Source organism: Pseudomonas sp. LBUM1664, from assembly GCF_059695895.1.
Window position 1 is genome coordinate 1956991 of the sequence record NZ_CP166791.1, and the last position, 22644, is coordinate 1979634.

Annotated in this window: 17 protein-coding genes; 6 read left to right on the forward strand and 11 right to left on the reverse strand. The window is 54.2% G+C overall.

Annotated features, from left to right (window positions below; all coding sequences use genetic code 11):
• Positions 1-13 precede the first annotated feature (13 nt).
• The 9 genes from ACA047_RS09305 to ACA047_RS09345 all read right to left on the reverse strand — a co-directional run bounded on the left by ACA047_RS09305 (position 14) and on the right by ACA047_RS09345 (position 12556).
• Positions 14-2527 carry a DUF7657 domain-containing protein gene (locus ACA047_RS09305; protein ID WP_497358649.1) on the reverse strand — a complete coding sequence of 838 codons (2514 nt, stop codon included), beginning with the start codon at positions 2525-2527 and terminating at the stop codon, positions 14-16.
• Between the two features lie 33 nt (positions 2528-2560).
• On the reverse strand, positions 2561-2899 hold the full coding sequence (locus tag ACA047_RS09310; RefSeq protein WP_497358651.1) for an EamA family transporter: 339 nt from the start codon (positions 2897-2899) through the stop codon (positions 2561-2563).
• Between the two features lie 4 nt (positions 2900-2903).
• Complete coding sequence (locus tag ACA047_RS09315; RefSeq protein WP_497358653.1) at positions 2904-3890, reverse strand: glycosyltransferase family 2 protein; 987 nt, start codon at positions 3888-3890, stop codon at positions 2904-2906.
• A 49-nt stretch (positions 3891-3939) separates the two neighbouring features.
• Positions 3940-8244, reverse strand: a complete 4305-nt coding sequence (locus ACA047_RS09320; protein WP_497358655.1) for a glycosyltransferase — start codon at positions 8242-8244, stop codon at positions 3940-3942.
• On the reverse strand, positions 8231-9598 hold the full coding sequence (locus ACA047_RS09325) for an ABC transporter ATP-binding protein (RefSeq protein ID WP_497358657.1): 1368 nt from the start codon (positions 9596-9598) through the stop codon (positions 8231-8233). The genes ACA047_RS09320 and ACA047_RS09325 overlap by 14 nt, the downstream gene beginning before the upstream one ends.
• Positions 9588-10415 carry an ABC transporter permease gene (locus ACA047_RS09330; RefSeq protein WP_497358659.1) on the reverse strand — a complete coding sequence of 276 codons (828 nt, stop codon included), beginning with the start codon at positions 10413-10415 and terminating at the stop codon, positions 9588-9590. Before ACA047_RS09330 ends, ACA047_RS09325 begins: the two co-directional genes overlap by 11 nt.
• Positions 10415-10960, reverse strand: coding sequence for a dTDP-4-dehydrorhamnose 3,5-epimerase (gene rfbC, locus ACA047_RS09335; RefSeq protein ID WP_497358661.1), 546 nt, complete (start codon positions 10958-10960; stop codon positions 10415-10417). Before rfbC ends, ACA047_RS09330 begins: the two co-directional genes overlap by 1 nt.
• Complete coding sequence (locus ACA047_RS09340; protein WP_497358663.1) at positions 10957-11148, reverse strand: hypothetical protein; 192 nt, start codon at positions 11146-11148, stop codon at positions 10957-10959. Before ACA047_RS09340 ends, rfbC begins: the two co-directional genes overlap by 4 nt.
• A 421-nt stretch (positions 11149-11569) precedes the next feature.
• A complete protein-coding gene (locus ACA047_RS09345) occupies positions 11570-12556 on the reverse strand; it encodes a glycosyltransferase family 2 protein (protein ID WP_497358665.1) in 987 nt (328 codons plus the stop codon).
• Between the two features lie 544 nt (positions 12557-13100).
• Here ACA047_RS09345 and ACA047_RS09350 point away from each other — a divergent pair.
• The 3 genes from ACA047_RS09350 to ACA047_RS09360 all read left to right on the forward strand — a co-directional run bounded on the left by ACA047_RS09350 (position 13101) and on the right by ACA047_RS09360 (position 16624).
• The gene (locus ACA047_RS09350; RefSeq protein ID WP_497360279.1) at positions 13101-15095 is read left to right on the forward strand and encodes a polysaccharide biosynthesis protein; all 1995 of its coding nucleotides are present in this window, start codon (positions 13101-13103) and stop codon (positions 15093-15095) included.
• A 114-nt stretch (positions 15096-15209) separates the two neighbouring features.
• Positions 15210-15545 (forward strand): ComEA family DNA-binding protein, encoded by a 336-nt coding sequence (locus ACA047_RS09355; RefSeq protein ID WP_497358667.1) that lies wholly within the window; start codon positions 15210-15212, stop codon positions 15543-15545.
• Between the two features lie 227 nt (positions 15546-15772).
• Positions 15773-16624 carry an urea carboxylase-associated family protein gene (locus ACA047_RS09360; protein WP_497358669.1) on the forward strand — a complete coding sequence of 284 codons (852 nt, stop codon included), beginning with the start codon at positions 15773-15775 and terminating at the stop codon, positions 16622-16624.
• A gap of 79 nt (positions 16625-16703) precedes the next feature.
• Here ACA047_RS09360 and ACA047_RS09365 read toward each other — a convergent pair whose 3' ends face one another.
• Together ACA047_RS09365 and eat are read right to left on the reverse strand one after the other, a co-directional pair.
• Positions 16704-16871 (reverse strand): DUF2897 family protein, encoded by a 168-nt coding sequence (locus tag ACA047_RS09365; protein WP_003183831.1) that lies wholly within the window; start codon positions 16869-16871, stop codon positions 16704-16706.
• 118 nt (positions 16872-16989) lie between these two features.
• The gene (gene eat, locus ACA047_RS09370; protein ID WP_497358671.1) at positions 16990-18354 is read right to left on the reverse strand and encodes an ethanolamine permease; all 1365 of its coding nucleotides are present in this window, start codon (positions 18352-18354) and stop codon (positions 16990-16992) included.
• A gap of 405 nt (positions 18355-18759) precedes the next feature.
• On the opposite strand from eat, the gene kdpF reads away from it, so the two are divergent.
• From kdpF to kdpB, 3 genes are read left to right on the forward strand one after another with little or no spacing between them, the layout of a single operon-like run.
• Entirely contained in the window at positions 18760-18849 is a 90-nt protein-coding gene (kdpF, locus tag ACA047_RS09375; protein WP_497358673.1) for a K(+)-transporting ATPase subunit F, read from the forward strand.
• An 8-nt stretch (positions 18850-18857) separates the two neighbouring features.
• Positions 18858-20552 carry a potassium-transporting ATPase subunit KdpA gene (gene kdpA / locus ACA047_RS09380; protein WP_497358675.1) on the forward strand — a complete coding sequence of 565 codons (1695 nt, stop codon included), beginning with the start codon at positions 18858-18860 and terminating at the stop codon, positions 20550-20552.
• A gap of 10 nt (positions 20553-20562) precedes the next feature.
• On the forward strand, positions 20563-22617 hold the full coding sequence (gene kdpB / locus ACA047_RS09385) for a potassium-transporting ATPase subunit KdpB (protein WP_497358676.1): 2055 nt from the start codon (positions 20563-20565) through the stop codon (positions 22615-22617).
• The last annotated feature ends 27 nt before the right edge of the window (positions 22618-22644 follow it).

The window sequence follows — 22644 nt, forward strand, 5'->3', positions numbered from 1 at the left end:
GGCTGCATTGACACTATCTGTTTACGGAGTACCACACCCAGCCATCGGCGCTCTTGATAAATGTCAGGCTTTTATTTTTCTCCAGCATCGACTGACTACTGGCTGGCGCCGTTATCAGGCCAGCTCCACTAAGAACGAAGTCAAAATTTTCCAAGTCTACCTTTATGTTAACTACGTCGGGTCTTGGGGTTTCTAAGCTGAAGTACCCGAGAGATACGGCATCTACTCCTGAATAAGATAAGTGTTGGTAGCGATTATAAATATCTGACTGCTTGCCGTTAGGGTCGAGACGAGTCCATAGGGATTTCTGAGGATAATAAAATATCCCATTGGCTATGGGCATGCCACTGGCAACCAAATACATTGCAGGTGTCATGTTTTCGAGAACCAACACGCGCTGATTGTCAAACGGTACAGGTGGATTTTTATCAAACGTACTTGTGACGTCGTGCGGAGCGATGTTGATTGGATTGAATGCAAACGTAGTGGATGTCGACAGTCCTAAGCTCAGATAGGCAAATGCCTTAAAGTTTCCGGTGGCTAAGAAATATCCAAGCATTGCGATTACGATAATGAGTGCCAGCATTAAGTTGCTGTTGAAGCCAGCCAGTATCGTATCATTCAAATCACCGAGCGCTTTATAAACTATATAAGCCCATAGGATGGATGCGGCTGCGGAGAATAATTTTACCGTGTTCTCATAGGGGATGCGTTTGTGCTCACTCGTTAGAAGCAATCCTGACAGTAGTAGTGAGGATAAACCAAGTGCTAAGTCCGCTCTGTTCGGTGGAACGCGACCCCATAGTGAGTATTTTGCAATATCAGAGGGGATGCCGATAAACATAAAGAAGATTATAAATAAAATAGCTACGGCTAATGAAATTTCCAGCGCGGTGAGGGATTTTTGCACAGCCCTTAAAATGAAAAGAAGCGCCAGAGGTAAGAACAGATATGGGAAGGACGCAATTTCACTTTGATTGCTGAATGGGCTGTCTAATTGTTGAAGTGTTATGATGTTAGTGAAGCCGCGTAGCAAAGTCGGTATTGACATTGTCCCCCCGACAACGGTAGTCCGTTGGCCAGGGTATACGGTCTCCTCCATGGCCTGAATGGCCGTTCTCGCATCAAGCCACCAGAATAGCAATATAGTAATAGCGATCCCAAGCGCGATAATGAGGCTGTAAATAACGGTCGGATTAAAATTTTTATAGAGCTTATCTCGGATCACTACGCCGATTGTCAGTGCCATGAAGATATAAGCTAGAGAGACTTGCCATGGCGGATAAAGAATAAATACGAAACCCGCGAAAGTAATCCCCAGCAGGACCCCAAGTGCTATTTTTTTCAAGGGGCTGTTTGTGCGAAGAATGGAGTTGGCGCAGACGAAAATAAGGCTTGGAAAGAAAACGGCGTAAGCTGGCCAGTTTGACCAGGCTACAACATAAGGCGCTGAGCTAAATAGTAATGAAATAAGGAAGCTGGCCTTCCAGTTTCCAGGTAACATTATGGCGACTGCGGCCCATAGTGCGATTAAGCAGGAAAAAATAGGGAATAACCAGTTCCAGGCTAATGCTCTTTTTAGATCAAAGAAAAAATATCCCCAGGTCGCAGGTTTGGCGATGGCGGATAGGTGCCATACTGGAACACCAGTCATACCTACAATTAGCATATTCTGACCGTCTTCACCGTGATTAGTATTTTTCACGGGATTGGCTGGAACATGATTGAATTGAGCAATGGCTAAAGGCGTGAGGACCAGCCATTCATCACTTCGAATTGCCTGATTCTGTCCCATGACGTTGCCAATGTTTGCTTTTACAAAAGGGGACTGAGAAAGGCCAATGTTAAACGAAGAACCAGTAAGGCCTATGCCGACGAACAGAAGAAACGAGGCGATTAAACCGGCTCCAAATAGCAGCGGTTGGCCGAAAATGAATTGGGTCTTGGCTTTGATCCAAGAATGTATGTTGTCTGTGTAAAGAAATAATATTGCTAATGATGCTAGGGTGATCGCGATGATTCGCTTGATGACTCTAGCATGTTTGTTGTTTTCATTAATCGATCCGTCTATTGCAACAGTGTGAGTCGTTTGATTTGTGAAGAGTGTTATTTCTTTTCCAGTGTCGAGTGTTGCAATGATTTTTACGGGGTAGTCACCTGTTTTTATCTCATCAGGTACCGAGAACCTTAAACGCCATCCTGATCGTAACCAATCGCTGCGGTTTTTCACTTTGACGACATCTGGACGTTCATATCGCTCGAACTGCCCGTCATATATTTTTTTATCAGCGAGCCAAACCGATAGTGACGTTACCTGTTGAGAGGGTTTACTAGCACCCACCCAGCCTTCAGCAAGTATTTTATTATTTTCTTGCTTTATAACATCAATCGTTCCTTCACCCAGCTGTTCCGATGAGTACGCTTCGTTTGCAGCGAAACCGATAAAAGTCAAAAATAACAGTGTTGAAAGAAGGAGGTTTTTTGTTTTTTGTAATAACTGATTAGTAGGTATCATGTTGGGCGCCATGAGCTCCTCGTTAGCGATAAAAGTTAGCGATGGTTAGGCTTTAACAGCGAGAACAATGCCAATAATTATTATCGCTACCCCGAGGAAGTATTGAGGTTGAAATTTTTCTCCAAAAAACAGATGGCTTCCAATGGGGACAATAACAAAGGCCAACGCCATCAGGGGGTATACTTTCCCTAATTCGATTTTTTGAAGAACCCAGACCCAAGCGATTGTTGTAATACCGTATAGAGCAAAGGCGCTAAAGAGTGTGAGAAGTGTATTGGGATCAAAAAAGCTTCCGCTTTTTTGAAGCGATGCCGCGCTTAGCTTAAAAAGAATCTGGCCCGCAGCTATTCCCAGTACGCAAATAAAAGCAATCAAGTATGTCACGTGGTTACCTTTTGATATTGTTAGAAAGTTTTCTATTTTGCAAGTGAAAAGGCCTCTTCGGAATAGATTGAACGTCGTGCCCGATGAACGCAAGAATGAACTGGGTGCCTAGGATTAAAGGTAACGCAGATAGCATCACGGTTCCTGCGGATGTGGCTACGCCTGATTGTATTGAGCTGATCCAGTGCGACAGACCAAATACTCCCCCAAGGGTCACCATCAGCAGCCCCAACGGTAGCTCAATGGAGGCTAGAGACATATCCCTGAGGTAGTAATTATAAAATATGCGTTTCCCCATATTTCTCAGATGCTTAAAGAAAAACTCCCCAACCACTTTTGAGATTTTAAGATTGCTCACTTCATCAGCATATTTTGCGTCCATAGGGATATCCACTACCACGGCGCGTAATGTATTTAGTCGAAATAACATATCGGTTTCAAAAAAATAACGGCGACTGATTTTTTTCATGGGTAAATGCTTTGCCACATCGCTGTGTATTGCAGTGAAACCGTTGGTTGGGTCAAATAAGTCCCAGTACCCAGATGATAGTTTTGTCATGAAAGATAGTGCGGCATTACCGAAAAGGCGCATTTTTGGCATTTGCTGGATTTCTTCCAGATCAAAAAAACGGTTACCCTTAGTGTAATCAGCTTCGCCGTTAAGAATTGGCGTGATGAACGCGGGTATTAGTGACGGATCCATCTGCCCATCGCCATCGACCTTTACGATAATATCCATGTCATCTTGGATTGCGGCACTGTAGCCGGTCATTACTGCGCCACCCACGCCTTGATTTTCTTCGCACCTTACAACGACAACTCGCGGGTCGGAGCAGTTGGCGATTACGAAGTCTCCCGTACCCTCAGGGCAGCAATCATCGACAACATATATTTTATCTACGTCTGAAATCATATCGCTGATTACTTTCAGGATATGTTTTTTTACCTTGTAGCAAGGGATTACAGTCGCGATTTTTTGATTTGAAATCATTGTTTATATGCCGTCGAATAAAGGGATAGAGGTGTCCGCCAAATGAGAGTCAAATCTTAATCCTAGGAGGCCAAGCAAGCCCAAAGTCCTCATGATCAAGCGTCAAGTTCGGATTGTACGCATAATCGTTCTGGATATCCGGCCAGCGCGACTTCATGTGCATGACCTCGGTTTCAAAACGCTCTTTTTTCTCTGGTGTGTCTTCAGTGCCGCGTGTGGCTGATTCGTGATGGTACATCTCTGAATAGGGCGTCCATACGTTTATATAGCCAGCTTCTTGAACCCTGAGGCAGAAATCAACATCGTTGAATGCAACTTTCAGGTTTGTTTCGTCTAAACCAGATACTTGTTCAAAAATGTTTTTTCGTATGATTAAACAGGCAGCTGTTACGGCTGAAAACTCTTGCGTTAACGCAGCCCTGCAAAAATAGCCATAATCGCCTTTAGGTAAATATTTATGCGAATGTCCGGCGACGCCGCCAATCCCTACGAGTACGCCGCCGTGCTGCAAGCGGTCATCTGGATACCACAAACGCGCGCCTATGGCCCCGACATTGGGCTGTAGTGCGATGGATACCATTTCACCGAGCCAATTCTCGCTGATAACTTCGATGTCGTTATTGATCAGGCCTACAAGCTCTCCGCGCGCTATTTTTACAGCTTTATTATTCAGGGCGGAATAATTGAAGGGGCTGTCATCGCGCAGTACGGTTATATTTTTTTCCTGATTTATCTCTTCAAAATATTTTAAGGACTCAGGTTCGTCTGAACCGTTGTCAACGAGAATGATCTCGTAATTGGAGTAGGACGTGAGCTGCTTGATGCTATCGATACATTGCTTAACCAATGCATGGGCATTACGCGTAGGAATTATCAAGCTGACCATAGGAAGAACAGCAGGCAGTCGATAGTGCACACGGTACATGCCCATAGGCAGTAATTCTGTTGTGCCGATGTTTCCTTTTCGCTGGAGGTGCTCGTCAAGAGCCTTCACTCCCGCCAATGCTGCATAGGGCTTTTCGTCGCCAGCCATTGCGGTACTGCCACTGTGCATGCGCCAGTGGTAAAGCACTCGCGGGATATGAACGATTTCATCACGGTTAAGTTTTTCTACGCAACGCAATGCCAGATCGTAGTCTTGCGCACCTTCGAACCCTACACGGAATTGACCTACTTCATTGACGAGGTCTCGACGGTAGACCCCTAAATGACAAATCATGTTCTGAGAGCGGAACAGATATTCGTTCCAGTCGGACTTGAAATAAGGTGAGCTTCGCTGACCTTGGGTATCGATTTTGTCTTCGTCGGAATAGATCAAGCCTACTCCCGGGTTTTCCAGGACGGTGCGAGCGACCCAGTACAGGGCATGTCCTGGCAGCAGGTCATCATTGTCCATGAGTGCAATATACTGGCCCTTAGCTATTTCCAATGCAGAGTTGCTAGCACGGGATATATGGCCATTCTCAGGTCTGAAAACCACGTCAATTCGCGGGTCTGCAATAGATAGTGCTTTCAGGTAGGTGAGTACTTCTGGATTTGTTGAGGCGTCGTCTGCAAGACACAATTGCCAGTTTGGGTATAGCTGGCCTTTGACACTGTCGATGGCTTCGCGCAATAGGTCGAGTGGCGGATTGTATACTGGCATGATTATGGAGATCAGTGGGGCGCTGTTCCAATGACTCATTTCCTCCATCATGTGCGCTCGTGCGCTCGCGTCGATGGTGTCGTAATACTTCACCCACAATGCGTAGTCGTGGCGATCTGGCACCGCTCGAGTTTCCTGGCCGACGAAGGCGAGATTTTCTTGCCGACTCAGCCAACGAAGGCGAGCGAGAATCCCAGCTACCCCCTGCTTTTTCCAGATGCTATGTGTTTTTTTCAGGGCCTTTTGCAAGCCACCGCCCCGTTTGATTATCAGGGAGATTAGTTGCAGCCCTTTTTTCAGGCGTCTGGCAAGCACGACGGATTTGCGCAGGGGGGCCGTAACGAGCCAGCTTGTCGATCCCTGCAATGCTTGTATGGTGAGGTTCAGGTTATGTATATGTGTATCTTTTTCGCGGGCGGTCTTAGCCATTTCCTGAGAGAGCATAGCTATTTCGTCATTGAGCATAGCTATCTCGGGAATGCGATTAGCTGTTTCAGCAGCTGCGTCTTGCCAGAGTTTGGCGTTTATGCCAATCAGCAGCGGCATGGGGTCCTGCTCTTGGAGTTGCTTTTTGCCCAACCCTGGTTGAATGGACAAGCCCAGCTTTTCAAAGGCATCACGGTTATCGTGGTGATGGATTTTTAACTCCAATACCGAGTCTTCCCGCCCCGACAGGTTCTCCAGCTTGATCGGAAGGATAAAAAACGCATCTTCAGTCGTGCTGAGAAGCAACCCACTCTTCCCGACTCCATTGAGCAGCTGTAAGACTTCCGAGCAATGGGATAGATCTTCAAGATGGCCGGACCATTCCCACTCGACGTTGTTGTCTTTAAGGACGCGCAACGACGCAATGGAGAAGCAGGCCCGTCGGTTTACCGGATCCAGTCGCAAGACTGTCGACGATGCCGGAATCCCGCCCAATGGGAACGTTAAGGTCTGTTGACCGAGTGTGATCTCGCGATGAATGACGGCTTGTTCGTTAAAGCCATCTTCCGTTTCCGCGTAGTAGAGCGATGCACATAGCGGAACGCTTGCATCTGGCGCTTGCGGATTGACCGGCTCCTCTGGCCGCCAGTCGATGAAGGTATCACGCGCTCGACCGGTTACCTGCTCCTGGAAGCGGGACTCTTCGAGGACGTATTTGTCCAGCTGTTCGCAAGTGACAGACAAGCCTACAGCGTCGAAGGCCCCAGCTATGAACTCCCGACGAGTCAACGCTCGCTGACCTTCCGGCAAAGGACCGGCGCTGGCCAAGAGCAACAGCAGCCCACGCATCAATAGGTGTCCAAGCTCGACACCCCCGACGTCTTCCCACTCAATATCGATTAGCTTTGGCGTGCCGTCGCGTTGTAGCACGACATTTTGAGGCACTGCATCGATAAACCTCCCGGGTAAGCGCTCATCTGCACTGGCCAGTGGAAGGTTGAATCCTTGATCGGCAAGTAGGGTTCGCAGGTGGTCCACATAGCTTTTCATGAACGCTGCAAACTGCTCCATCGACCAGGTCGAACTGCTGGCAATGGAGAGGAAATCCAGGCTCAGTATGCGTCCCTGAACGTAGCGATCAGTTTCAGGAAGGATATAGTTGAAGCCGCTGTCATCGGCCGCAGGCTTGTCAGCGTTAAGTCGAGTGTATTGAACGGTGATGCCTTCGGCAGTTTCTACGAACAGTGCCTGTTTGCAGTACGCCGCTTTTCGGCCGGTGCTGAAGTGATAGGCCAGCACGTCGTCGGCGATGGCTTTGTCGTCTTCGCACGACGCAGCGATCAGGAAGGAGTTCGCCAGCTCTATTCCCAAGTGGTTGTCGACAACGACAGGCCATGCTTTCTCAAGGTTGAAATGGGTGTCGGGCGGCAACTGTGGGTCTTTTTTAACGTTTTGAACGTTCAAGCTGCCTGAGTCGAAGTTTTTTGCGGCGATGCCGCGTTCCGTAAAGATGGAGTTCGGAATTTTGTAATCTGGACTTGGCGAAAGGAATTCCGATCGCTTGTAGCCAGCGCGTGCGATCAGGTCTGCCAGTTCTTTGCGGCCATACGTTTGCGGTTGCCCGGGTGCGTAGCGACCTTCGATGCCATACATCTTGATGCCGACATGGTCTTCGGGGGCACCGGCGAAATACTTCAGGCCCAGCTGGTTTTCGATCGCAATGAACAGTCGGCCATTAGGTTTCAGCAGTTCGCGAATACGTTTGAGCATCGCGTATGCCGGATCTGGGTCCGAGCTGAACATGCTGGCATATTCGAGCACCCCAATTAGGGTAATCGCGTCGAAACGCTCTTCGGTTTTGAAGTCGTCAAATCGTTCGGAAAGGACCGTGACGTTGTCCAGATCTCGGGTCCGGCTGGCGGCGATAGCTGCGCGGCGAGGGCTGCCCTCCAAGCTCAAAACGTCGCCACCGCATTCGCCCAGATAACGGCTGATTGCGCCGCAGCCTGCGCCGATCTCAAGAATGCGACCCTTGAGGTGAGTCTCAAAAGGGCGAAGGATGTTCCCACGAGCTGAGCTGAGGTGATAAAGGCTCGCCCAGTCGTGGCAGTGCTCGGAAAGCTCCACCGACAACACGGATATGTCTTTGGCATTACGGACAATTTGAGCCAGGTGATTTTCTGCATGATCACCGTCGCTATAGGCAATGCCCTGATAGTCGGAGCGTAACCATACGCCTGTCTCTGGGCTACGGGAGTATCCGTTGCGCTCAAGCTCGAGCATTGTTATTTACCTGATCAAAATCCATGGAAACAGCCAAATCTATCAAGCCATGAAGGCGAGGTGTGGGTGAGACGATGAAGTGGATGGAGTCATATCGACGATCGTGTGGGATGATTTCTTCGCCTTGACGAGAGGCCAGGCCAACCGATATGAAATAGTCACCGCAAGCCAGCTTGTTTTGAAAACTCAGGCGCGCTGTGGCCTGAGTACCAGGGGCTCCCAGCTGGCTCATGTCGTCGCAATCGAGCAAATAGGAGTTAGTGCCATAAAGGGTGACTCCTTCTTTGGTTTTGATTGTGAATCCAAGGATCGGGTTGACGACGAGATGGTTGAACTTGACGGCCAGAGAGAGGGTAATCTGTTCGCCCGCATCAATCGTATTCGGGTATTCACGACCGCCTGCGCTCAGGTGGAAGTCCAACAGCGTTGCCGCCCCGTCGCCCCATCGGTACTCGTGAGGGTTGTAGCCGATCTTGGTGGAGTACTTGTCTTCACTGAAACTAAGTTCGGCGTCTGCCAATGAAGGCATGACTTCCTGGGAAGGCGCTTGATTCAGCGGCTGCTCGGTCCCACCGTCTTGGCGCTTATCCCTACCGAACAAGATATCAAGGTATCGATTGATGACTGGACGAGATTTATCAATCAACTCGACTCGGCTTCGCTCCAGCAGAATTGCACGCGAACAATGCGTAACCACTTGCTCGCTCGCGTGAGTCACCAAAAGAATACTGGTGCCATTGTCTTTCAGTTGGCGCAGGCGTTCAAAGCACTTGGCCTGAAATCTGGCATCCCCTACGGAAAGCGCTTCATCGACGATCAGGATGTCGGGGTCCACTTGCGCTTGTACCGCAAACGCCAATCGTACAGCCATCCCGCTCGAATAGGCTTTTACCGGCTGATCGATGAATTCGCCAATGTCCGCGAAGCTGGCGATTGCATCGAATCGTTGATCCACTTCATCGCGGCTAAGCCCGAGAACGGCTGCGTTCAGATAGATGTTTTCTCGTCCTGAGAACTCAGGGTTGAAACCTGAACCGAGCTCAAGGAGGGCTGCAATTCTGCCTCGGGTTTCTACGACGCCTGTTGTTGGCGTCAGCGTGCCACTGATGATCTGCAGCAGGGTCGATTTTCCGGAACCGTTTCGACCGACGATACCGACGGTTTCGCCTTTCTGAACGGTGAAATTGATGTCCCGCAGGGCCCAGAACTCTTTACCGTAGGTGGTAGCGGGGCGACCGATCAATCGCTGCAATTTGGGCACGAAGGCTTGCTTGAGTCGATCTTGAGGTTTTTCGTAGGTATAGAAGCATTTGGAGACGTTGCTTACGCTGATTGCAAAGTCATCAGAGGACATCAGCAAATCCTTTACGTGTTTTTTGGAACACCCAGTAGCCAGCAGCAGCCATCAGCGTTCCGATGACCGTTGCCACTAGAAGATCGCTCCATTGAGGTAGGTGCCCGAACAGTAAAATGTTGCGGCTTTCTTCAATGATATAGGTGAGCGGGTTCAGCTTCAGCCATGGCTGATAGGCGGCGGGCAGAGCCGCCACTGGGTACAACACCGGTGAAAGAAATAACAGGACGGTGGTCAGGACACCAATGACATGGCTGACATCGCGTAGGAATACACCAAGCGACGCCAACAGCCAGCTGACCCCCAGGGTTCCCAGAACCAAGGGCATTAATACCAGCGGAAGCAGGATCGCAGTCCATGGAACAGCGTGGGTCAAAAGCAGCTGCGCGAGGACCAGGACGATCAAGCTTATGCAGGTATGGAACAGCGCCGACCCTAGCGTGATCAGCGGCAGAATCTCCAGCGGGAACACGACTTTCTTTACGTAGTTACTGTTCGACAGAATCAGGGACGGTGCCCGGTTGGCACATTCGGCGAACAGGCCATGCACAATCATGCCAACGAACAGCAGAATCGCGAACTCACCTTTACCCGCGTCCTGGCCGACCCATCGAGCCTTGAAAATCTCGGAGAAGACGAAGGTGTATACCGCCAACATCAGGATCGGGTTGAAGAACGACCAGGCCAGTCCCATTACCGAACCTCGATAGCGGCCAATCACTTCGCGCCTGGTCATTTGAGCGATCAGTTGTCGGTGGTGCCAGAGGCTTCGCAGCAGGCTAAGGGGGCCACCTGCCGGGGAGACATGTGGGTTCACTAGGCGAATACCTCGGCGTCTTGCAGCAAGACGGCCGCTTGGTCTTTCGTGGACAGCGCTGGCGCAGCCTCTATTGGCCAATCAATTCCGATGCTCGGGTCGTTCCACGCCAGGCTACGTTCGTGGGCGGGAGCGTAGTAGTCAGTTGTCTTGTACAAGAACTCGGCGCTCTCGGACAACACCACGAAGCCGTGGGCGAAACCTTCAGGAACCCATAGCTGGTGTTTGTTTTCAGCACTCAAATGGGCGCCTACCCATTTGCCGAATGTCGCAGAGCTTTTGCGCAAATCCACCGCGACGTCGAATACCTCGCCTTGTGTTACACGCACCAGCTTGCCCTGAGTGTTTTGGATCTGGTAATGCAAGCCTCTGAGCACACCCTTTGCCGATCGCGAATGGTTGTCCTGCACAAACTGGACGGAACGTCCTATGGCCTCTTCAAAAGCTTTCTGATTGAAGCTTTCGTAGAAAAATCCGCGGTCGTCCCCAAAAATTTTTGGCTCGAACAGAATGACTTCCGGGATGGCAAGAAGTGTGGCTTTCATCGTTTTAAAGTCTCCACCAGAAACGAGGTGAGGTCTTTGCCGTGGCCCTGACGTAGTGGCAAGGAGGCAAAGCCGTCGAAAAATGGGCTGTGTGTCCGGCGTTGGTTGCGGACAATATTCATACAGGTCAGGCGGGTCATACCCGTTTTATTGACTGAGGCGACGCTGAAGTGGGTGAATTCACTCATTGCTTGAGGCGTTTCCGATCACGTGGTGAGGGAGCATTCCACCTTGCTTCATTTCGTTCCTTCAGTTTCGGTACTGGCCCCATGCTACTTCGGCCGCTTTGGGCGACTGCCTGCAAAATGCTACGGGCTGACTGTCGATCATCACCGTAGCCATTGGTTTCCCAGAGCCTGAAAAATTACCCTTGGCGTATCTACTGAAAAACGTCAGGCCAAGCTTCAAACGTTCAGCGCTTGCACTCAGCGGTGTTGACTGAAGTGCTATTATTTGATGGCTATTGGACAGCTATCCTTCGCCGTTGGGCGGGCTGCACCTTATCATATATGCTACTTGGAGGCATCCACGGCGCTGCGAAGCCCGCCGGATCAGGCGTTGAGATTGTGTCTCGCAATACTGATTTTCCAGTAGGGCGGCGGCGTTACTTCAAATTTTGTTCAGGCAAGCGGCAACGAATAGGCTGAGATTACCTTTGCCAGTCTGGCGATAGATTCCAGACTCTTTCATCAGGTAAAGCCTGTGCAGCAGGGCGCTTTGTCGAGCTTGCTCAAATTGGCCAAGAGTCAGTCGGTTTTCGGGTGTCAACCTTGGCTTGAAACTGGCCAGCACGAGCAGGTTTTGATTGCTCCATTCGCTAAACCGCCCCGAACACATCTTGCCCAGGCGAATCAGCCGTTCTTTAAACCCTGAGTTCGCACCAATCAGGTTTCCACCGTGCTGTCGGTAGTCGAGCGTGGGGGCTTGATCGAAAATCACTTTGCCACCGCATCCGCTGACCAGAAGATAAGTCAGCCAGTCGTGGGCGACGACAGTTGCGTCGTCAGGTGTCTGCGCGAGTAATGCCCTTGTGTGGCGATTGATGAGCATTGTATTGGCTCCTGCAATACTTTGAACTAACGCATTGCGAAAGTGAGGAGGGGCCAAAAAGTGCGGGGAGAAACCGATCACCTGTCGGTCAGCGGAAATGAGTCGAGTCCTGGAGCAATAAAGCGCTGGAATGTTTTGTACCGCTGTGAGGTGGGCAATGCTTCGTTCCAGCTTGTCCGGGAACCAGATGTCATCCTGATCACTAAAGGCAAAATAATCAGCGTCAATGGAGGGGTTTTTTATCAGCGAGAGAAAGTTCTTTGCGAAGCCCTGGCGCGGGCCATCCAGGATAATTAAGCGCTCTTCTCCCTGTTGGGTTTGAAAGTTCTTCAGGTGCTTGAGGGTTTCATCACTTGAGCCATCATCCGATGCATAGACCACCCAGTTTTTGTGGGTTTGCATCGCGAATGAATCCAGCTGTTCGCTGATAAACGCCGAGCCGTTATAAGTGCAAAGTAAAATAGCAACTTTGGCGCTCGTGGCCGTCACGACGGCGCTTTCCGTGGTGCGCGCGTTCTGCTCGGATGGTGGGGGCTGCGTGTTCATTCGTTCATCTCAAACATTGCCAAATAGATTGCCGTACCCGCGGTCAACTGTAGGTCCAAGCGCTCAAGGAGTGCGCAAATTGGGACAGGGCTTCGGGGGGTGGAGCACGGAGTCTGTGCTCGGAAAAATGTCTACGGAGCGCACCCGGGCGGCATTTTAAGGTGGATCTCTCGAAAAGTCTGTTCGAGAGCGGCACTTCGTTGGGGAAAAGTGTTCCTAGGCAGGAGAGTGAAGGACGACGTCGAGCATCGAGACCTGCGATTTGACGGGCGAGGTCTGTGCTGCATCAGATCCGAAGCTATGCTGGGCCAATCGATTTTTCATCATGTGTTGAGGTAGATGCGGTGGCCTGAGGCTATATTTTCTTGATTTGAATGTTCGCCGGCCTCTTGAAGGTGATGGCGTGGTGATAGCCTTCATGAAATCTGATTTGTTAATTTATGCTTCCGGATCAGTCGCTTATATGATGTGCTAAAACTGCTCTGACAGTACAATCCAATCGCGCATTTAGGTAAGGGAGTGGATGATAGTGTTCGATCACATTATGGAGAGACTCAGGACTTTCCTTGTAGGCTTGCCGCGTAGGAAAAAACGCTTCATTCAGGTCGCTACAGACGTAGTACTTGTTTGGGCAGCCCTGTGGCTCGCCTTTATCGTCCGCCTTGGCATCGACGACATGTACAATCCATTGAGAGCCCATCTCTGGCTCTTTGCTTGTGCGCCTGTTATAGCCATTCCTTTATTTATCCGGTTCGGCATGTATCGAGCCGTCATGCGCTATTTTGGCAACGATGCCCTGATAGCTATCATCAAGGCCGTTAGTCTTTCTTCGCTAATCCTGGCGGTCGTCGTCTACTGGTACAGCAATCACCAGACCGTCGTCCCGCGATCAATCATTTTCAACTACTGGTGGCTGAGCCTCGTCATCATTGGCGGCCTGCGCCTGTGCATGCGCCAATACTTCATGGGCGACTGGTTCACGGCGGCCCAGCATGTGCCGTTTACCAGTCGTGACGATGGGTTGACCAAGGTCGCCATCTATGGAGCGGGTGTGGCAGGCAATCAGTTGGTGGCGGCTTTGCGCATGGGGCGTGTGATGCGTCCAGTGGCCTTCATCGATGATGATCTGAGCATCATCGATCGTTCCATTTCGGGCCTTCAGGTCTACAAACCCAAACACATCCAACAGATGATCGACGTCACGGGTGCCCAGGAAATTCTCCTGGCATTGCCGTCATCCACCCGCGCACGACGCAGGGAAATTCTCAATCTGCTGGAAGATTATCCGCTTCACGTGCGAAGCGTCCCGAACTTCACCGATCTGGCCAGTGGCCGGGTGAAGGTCGATGACATCCAGGAAGTCGACATCGCTGACCTGCTTGGTCGGGATGCGGTACCTGCCCAGGCCGATTTGCTCGAGCGCTGTATCAAGGGCAAGACGGTGATGGTGACGGGGGCGGGTGGGTCGATTGGGGCGGAGTTGTGCCGGCAGATTTTTTCCTTGGAGCCGACCACGCTTCTACTGTTCGAGCACAGTGAGTTCAACCTCTACAAGATTCTTACGGAGCTTGAGGAGCGCACCTCTCGCAAGTCGGTGTCGGTCAAGTTGTTGCCCATTCTTGGTTCCATCCGTCATCAGGACAAACTGCTGGATGTGATGAAAACTTGGAAAGTGGATACGGTCTATCACGCTGCCGCCTACAAGCATGTTCCGATGGTTGAGCACAACATTGCCGAAGGTGTGTTGAACAATGTCATCGGTACGCTCAACACCGCTCAAGCGGCGTTGCAGTCGGGAGTGTCCAGCTTTGTGCTGATTTCCACCGACAAGGCGGTGCGCCCGACTAATGTCATGGGCAGCACCAAGCGTTTGGCTGAGTTGACGCTTCAAGCCCTCAGCCGTGAGGTTGCCCCCGTGCTGTTTGGCGATAAGGCCAATGTGTCGCGGGTTAACAAAACCCGCTTCACAATGGTTCGTTTCGGCAATGTCCTGGGCTCGTCGGGCTCCGTCATTCCTTTGTTCCATGGCCAGATCAAGTCTGGTGGCCCGCTGACGGTCACTCACCCGAAGATCACCCGCTACTTCATGACCATACCCGAAGCTGCGCAATTGGTGATTCAGGCCGGTTCCATGGGGCAAGGCGGGGATGTGTTCGTGCTGGATATGGGCGAGCCGGTGAAGATCGTCGAGTTGGCGAAGAAGATGATCCACCTGTCGGGCTTGAGCATTCGTTCAGAGCGCAATCCCCAGGGCGATATTTCCATCAAGTTCACTGGCCTGCGGCCTGGTGAGAAGCTGTATGAAGAGCTGTTGATCGGCGATAACGTCGCGGCGACCGAGCACCCGATGATCATGACAGCCAATGAGGACCATTTGCCCTGGGATGTGTTGAAGCTGAAGTTGAGTGACCTGCTCAACGCCGTTGAGGGGGATGATTACGGGCGAGTGCGCCAGCTCTTGCGCGAAACGGTCAATGGCTATTCGCCCGACGGGGAGATTGTCGACTGGATCTACCAGCAGCGCCGCTTGGAGCCCTGATTGTTACACAGTCTGTAACGTACACATTTTTGACAGTGCCCCAGCATCGCCTAAGTTTGAGAGGCAGCTTCGCAAAAGCTGCTTCTTTCTTAACGATGTCATGGAGCGTCACTTATGCGTACAGGCTATTTCTACTCTCTGGTTTTTGCCCTTCTGACCAGCGCCTCTATAGCTGTCATCGCTGCGCCCGCGGTCAAACCCGAGACAACGGCGGCGCCGCAGGCAATGGACGTGTCGGCAAAACCGCAAAGCGCCAAGGTGGATCTTAACGGGGCGGATGCCGCTACGCTGCAACGCGAGTTGTCGGGGATAGGCGAGGCCAAGGCCAAGGCGATTGTTGCATACCGTGAGAGTAATGGGGCCTTCTCGTCGGTAGAGGAATTGCTGGAGGTCAAGGGAATTGGCAAGGCGATCCTGGACAGGAATCGCGACAAGCTGGAAGTGAACTGAGGTGAAATAGTGAAAGAGGCCGGTCGTGATGACTGGCCTTTTTGCGTTCCGGGATGCACCTGGCACAAAACGTGACTGCTCATTGAAAACTGATTGTTGAACAATCTGGAGGCTTTGAGCATGGACAACGGACTTTCCCCGGCTGATCACATTATCTCGAGGACTCCGAGCAACTGCTTTTGCAATTCCTGACCCCAGCGACCCATCACTGTTCGAGGATGTGTGCCATGTACAAAGATTATCCGGCGGCCTACCAGGTCAGCAAAGGCTCGGCCCTGCAGGTGGACAAGGCATTTTACGAGCGGATCCGCATGCAGCAGGACAAGCGCACGTTGATCGAGCAGTTCGAAGTGCCGATCCGCACCGGCCGCGCCTGGCATGTGCCGGCCGGTCATGTGTTTCGCGTTACGACCCCGGTGGGCCCGCAGGTGGGGGATTTCAATGTCTGGAATGCCCACGATCCGCGGGAACGCCTGTGGGCGGCGCGCACTCGCCAGCTTCAGGGCGCCCACGTCAGCACCCATGATCGGCTGTGGTCGAACCTGCCATTTTTGCGGCCATTGGTGACCATCACCGATGACAGCCTGGCCGGTTACGGCATCGACGAGCATGGTGGACGGCTGCACGATCTGCTGGGCACACGCTGTGATCCGTATGTGAACAGGATGCTGACCGGCGAGGACTTCCATCATCACTGTCACTCGAACTTGACCCGTGCGGTGCTACCCCATGGCTTGACGGAATTCGACGTGCACGATGTGCTGAATATCTTTCAGTGCACCGGGCTCAATCATGACGACATGTACTTCATGAAGGCCTGTCCGGCGCAGAAGGGCGATTATCTGGAGTTTTTTGCCGAAATTGATCTGCTGTGTGCCTTGTCCACCTGCCCCGGCGGTGACCTATCGCTGGCGATGTGGGGGCCGGATGCGCAGGATCCTCTCAGCGTCTGTCGTCCGCTCGGGGTGGAGATCTATCAGTTGGAGGCTTCATTGCTGGAGGGCTGGAGCCAGCCTGAGCGAGCAGCGTACAAGGGGTTGCATGGCTTGCACATTGCCAAGGCGGATTGGGAAAAGTAACGCTGTGGGCGCTGTCATGCGCTTGCTTTTGTGGCCAGGGAGCAAGCTCCCTCGCCACAGAGACAGTCGTACTCCACGGTCAGCGGTCCTTGGCCTCCTTCGCATCCATTTCTGCATTGCGCTCGGCAACACGCTTGCGCTGTTCATCCGTCAGCTCGACCTTGTTGGCGGTGTCGCGCAGCATCATCAGACCACCAACGATCGAGCCGATTGCAACGATCAGTATCAACCAGGCATACCAGGGCATAGGGCTCTCCTTGAGGGCGCGGCCAGTGGGCGTCTTTCGCCAATCTGCCGCGCCTACCACTTATGAGCGAAGGATGTTCGCAGTGGTTCAATACTACGCCCGTTCGGCCGGCTTCACCTCAAAGCCCGGTCAGCATCGCGTCGGCCGGGGCGTCTGCGCGCAGTTGTGCGGTCAGGATGAAGTACACGAAACCCACCGCCATGAAGCCGAGGAAGATCAGCCCGATCAACGCGTTGAACCAGGCCATTGCCACCAGGCACACCACCGCCAGCACCAGGGCAATGCCCGGGATGATCGGATAGCCGGGTGCGCGAAAAGTGCGTTCCAGGTTGGGTTCGGTTTTGCGCAGTTTGAACAGGCTGAGCATGCTCATGATGTACATGACGATGGCGCCGAACACGGCCATGGTGATCATTGCTGCGGTCAGGGTCATGCCACCAAGGTTGATCAGGCCGTCGCTGTAGATCGCGGCGATGCCGATCAGCCCACCGGCGATGATGGCCCGGTGCGGCGTCTGGAAACGTGACAGCTTGGCGAGGGAGGTGGGCAGGTATCCGGCTCGAGCCAGGGCGAAGAACTGCCGCGAGTAGCCAAGAATGATGCCGTGGAAACTCGCCACCAGGCCGAACAGGCCGATCCACACCAGCATGTGCAACCAACCGGAGCTTTCGCCGACAACGGTTTTCATGGCTTGGGGCAGCGGATCGTTGATGTTCGACAGGGTGCGCCAGTCGCCCACGCCACCGGCAAAGAACATCACGCCCATGGCCAGCACCACCAGGGTCAGGATGCCGCTGATATAGGCCTTGGGGATTGTGCGTTTCGGGTCCTTGGCTTCTTCGGCGGCCATGGCCGCACCTTCGATGGCCAGGAAGAACCAGATGGCGAAGGGGATCGCGGCGAACATCCCGGCAATGGCCGGCACGCTGAACACATCGGAACCGGCCCAGCCGTTCAGGGCGAAATTGCTGAAGCTGAACGCCGGGGCCACTACGCCCATGAACACCAGCAGTTCGGCCACTGCCAGCACGCAGACGATCAGCTCGAACGTCGCCGCCAGTTTCACCCCGAGGATGTTCAGGCCCATGAACACGATGTAGGCACCGACTGCTGCATGTTTCGGGTCCAGGGCGGGGAATTGCACGTTCAGGTAGGCGCCAATGGCCAGGGCAATGGCCGGCGGTGCGAAGACGAATTCGATCAGCGTTGCCAGCCCGGCGATCAACCCGCCTTTCTCGCCGAAGGCTCGGCGGCTGTAGGCAAACGGCCCGCCAGCGTGGGGAATGGCGGTGGTCAGTTCGGTGAAACTGAAGATGAAGCAGGTGTACATGGCCGCCACCATGAACGAGGTCACCAGAAAGCCCAGCGTCCCGGCAACACCCCAGCCGTAGCTCCAGCCAAAATATTCGCCGGAAATCACCAGCCCGACGGCAATGCCCCATAAATGCAGGGTGCCCAGGGTGGGTTTTAGTTGTGTGTTCATCGGTGGCTCCCCTCGATAAATAGCAAAAGCGCTGGGAGAGGGCAGTGCAGTGGGCGTGCCAGTGTGGTGTGTGCGGTCGTAATGGGCTAAATCGTGTCGTATCGGGGATGTTCGCCGCCCAATATCTGGATTTTGTGCCCCAGTTCAGAGCGTCAGTGCATGGGCTGGCCTCATCGCGAGCAGGCTCGCTCCCACAGGGAATCTTCAGTGGACGCAAGTTCTCTATGCACAACAGAACAAATGTGGGAGCGAGCCTGCTCGCGATGAGGCCAGCCCAGCCAGCCGGAAACCCCATTCTTTACACATTCTTTATCCCCCAAGCCCCCTCTCGATCTCGTTCCTTTACAGCCTCCCTGCCGACAATCACTCCACACACGGCACGACGCCGTATCACGGAGAAATCCCATGAGTGTTCTGGACGGGGTGTCGCTGCTGCTGGCAGTGGCGCTGTTCATCTATCTGCTGACTGCGCTGTTGCGCGCGGACCGGAACTAGGAGCGGCTATGCACGGTTATGACTATGGGCTGATCCTCGCCTTTTTCGCGCTGGTGCTGATTCCGGCACCCTTCCTGGGGCGTTTTTACTACCGGGTGATGGAAGGCCAGCGCACTTGGCTTTCACCGATCCTTGGCCCGGTGGAGCGTGGTTGCTATCGCCTGGCCGGTGTCGATCCCGCTGCTGAACAGAGCTGGCAGAAATATACCCTGGCCTTGCTCGCCTTCAACCTGGCTGGTTTTGCGCTGCTGTTCACGATCCTGCTGCTGCAGGGTTATCTGCCGCTCAATACCGAGCAATTGCCCGGCATGGAATGGACCCAGGCCTTCAACACCGCCGTCAGTTTCATGACCAACACCAACTGGCAGTCCTACAGCGGTGAAGCTTCTCTGAGCTACCTGAGCCAGATGATTGGCCTGACCGTGCAGAACTTTGTCAGCGCCGCGACCGGCCTGGCTGTGCTGGTGGCGCTGTGTCGCGGAATCGGGCGTAAATCCGCCGCGACGCTGGGTAACTTCTGGGTCGACATGACCCGCGCGACGCTCTACGGCCTGCTGCCACTGTGCTTGCTGCTGGCGCTGTTCCTGGTGTGGCAGGGCGTGCCACAAACCTTCGCGCACTATGTGCACGGGGTGACAATGCAGGGCGCCGACCAGGTCATCCCATTGGGCCCGGCCGCCAGCCAGATCGCGATCAAGCAATTGGGTACCAACGGCGGCGGCTTCTTCGGCGTCAACTCGGCGCATCCATTCGAGAACCCGACGGCCTGGAGCAATCTGTTTGAACTTGCTTCGATCATCCTTATTCCCGCCGCGCTGGTGTTCACCTTCGGCCATTACGTCAAGGACCTGCGCCAGAGCCGGGCGATCATCGCTTGCATGCTCGCGCTGTTTTTGATCGGCGGCGCTACTTCGCTATGGGCCGAGTACCAACCTAATCCGGCCCTGAACAACGCTGCCGTGGAACAGACCGCGCCGCTGGAAGGCAAGGAAGCGCGCTTCGGCACCACCGCCTCGGTGCTGTGGTCAGTGACCACCACGGCGGCGTCCAATGGTTCGGTCAACGCCATGCACGACAGCCTCAATCCGCTGAGCGGCATGGTCTCGCTGGTGAACATGATGGTCGGCGAAGTGATTTTCGGGGGCGTCGGGGCCGGGCTCTACGGGATGCTGCTGAACGTACTGATCGCCGTATTCCTGGCCGGGTTGATGATCGGCCGCACCCCGGAATACCTGGGCAAGAAGCTGGGCGCCAGGGAAGTGCAACTGCTGGTGGTGACCTTGCTGGTAATGCCCGTGAGCGTGCTGGTGCTAGGCGCCGTCGCCGCAAGCCTGCCTGGGCCTGCAGCAGCGGTGAGCAACCCCGGCGCCCACGGTTTCAGCCAGTTGCTCTACGCCTACACCTCGGCAGGGGCGAACAACGGCTCGGCATTCGCCGGGTTCGGCGCCAACACGCCATTTCACAACCTGATGCTGGGCCTGGGCATGTTGATCGGTCGCTTCGGCTACATCCTGCCCGTACTGGCATTAGCCGGCAGCCTGGCCCTGAAGAAAACCGCCCCGATTGGCCAGAACAGCTTCCCCACCCATGGCCCGCTGTTCGTGACCTTATTGACCGTGACCATCCTGCTGGTGGGCGGTTTGACCTTCCTGCCGACCCTGGCCCTGGGGCCGATTGCCGAACACCTGAGCATGGGCTTCTGAGGATCTGATGATGAATATGCCGATGAGCAAAACCGTCGTCGCCAAGGCGTCGGAGCAACCGAAAACCAACATGTCGGCCCTATGGCGGCCGGCGCTGGTGCAAGCGTTCGTCAAGCTCGACCCGCGCCAATTGCACCGCGCCCCGGTGATGCTGGTGGTGGAACTGACCGCGATCCTCACCACTGTGTTGTGCTTCATTCCGGACAACGCTGTGCCGACCTTCGTCGCCGCGCAAATCGCACTGTGGCTGTGGTTCACCGTGCTGTTCGCCAACTTCGCCGAAGCTTTGGCCGAAGGTCGCGGCAAAGCCCGGGCCGATAGCCTCAAGGCCGGCAGCGAAGGCCTGAGTGCACGCCGCCAGACCGCCAACGGTTTTGAAGTGGTACCCGCCACCCGCCTGCGCAAGGGCGATGTGGTGCGCGTCGAAGCCGGGGAGATGATCCCCGGCGACGGTGAAGTGATCGAAGGCATCGCCGCAGTCAACGAGGCGGCTATTACGGGCGAATCGGCCCCGGTCATCCGCGAATCCGGCGGTGATCGTTCGGCCGTCACCGGCAACACGCGCCTGGTCTCCGACTGGCTGATGGTGCGCATCACCAGCAATCCCGGCGAGTCCACGCTGGACCGCATGATCGCCCTGGTCGAAGGCGCCAAGCGCCAGAAGACGCCGAACGAAGTGGCGCTGGATATTTTGCTGATCGGCCTGACGCTGATCTTCCTGCTGGTGGTGGTGACGCTGCAGCCGTTCGCCCACTTCGCCAACGGCAACCTGCCGCTGGTGTTTCTGGTGGCGCTGCTGGTCACACTGATTCCAACCACCATCGGCGGGCTGCTGTCAGCCATCGGCATCGCCGGGATGGATCGGCTGGTGCGCCTGAACGTGATCGCCAAGTCTGGTCGCGCGGTGGAAGCAGCGGGCGATGTGCATGTGCTGATGCTGGACAAGACCGGCACCATCACCTTTGGTAATCGCCGCTGTACAGCGGTCCATGCCGCCCCCGGTGTCGGCACCAAAGAGCTGGCCGAAGGTGCGTTGTTGGCCTCGTTGGCCGACGACACGGCCGAAGGCAAGTCCATCGTCGAATACCTGCGAGGTTTGCATCCGCAGCCAGAGCCCGGCACTGAACGGTTGACTGCTGTGCCGTTCAGCGCCGAAACCCGCTTGTCCGGCGTCGACTACCAAGGGCGCATTTACCGCAAGGGCGCCGTGGATTCGCTGCTGGGTTTTATTGGTCTGCCCCGCGATGGATTACCGACGGCGCTGGCCCGGGAAGTCGACAAGATTGCCCAAAGCGGCGGTACTCCCTTACTGGTCTGTGCCGACGGCAAACTACTGGGAGCAATTCACCTCAAGGACGTCGTCAAGCCCGGCATCCGCGAGCGTTTTGCCGAGCTGCGCAAGCTGGGGATTCGCACTGTGATGGTCACCGGCGACAACCCGCTGACCGCCGCTGCGATTGCCGCCGAGGCGGGTGTTGACGACGTGCTGGCCGAGGCCACGCCGGAGAAAAAACTGGCGCGTATCCGTCATGAACAGAATGACGGTCGTCTGGTGGCGATGTGTGGCGACGGCGCCAACGACGCCCCGGCCCTGGCCCAGGCCGATGTCGGCATGGCGATGAACGACGGCACGCAGGCGGCGCGGGAGGCGGCCAACATGGTCGATCTTGACAGCGACCCGACCAAGTTGCTGGACGTGGTGCAGATCGGCAAGGAGTTGTTGGTGACCCGTGGTGCACTGACAACCTTTTCCATCGCCAATGACATCGCCAAGTACTTCGCGATCCTGCCAGCGCTGTTCGCCTCGATTTATCCACAACTCGGCGTGTTGAACGTGATGCACCTGAGCAGTCCGCAGAGCGCGATTCTGTCGGCCATTGTGTTCAACGCATTGATCATCGTGGTGCTGATCCCCCTGGCTCTGCGCGGCGTGCGGGTACAGGCGGCGAGCGCGGCGGCGCTGCTGCGGCGCAATCTGTTGATCTATGGCCTGGGTGGGATCGTGGTGCCGTTCGTGGGGATCAAGGCGATCGATATGTTGCTGACGGCGTTGAATCTGGTTTGAGCCCGTTAAGGGCTGACCACAGATGTG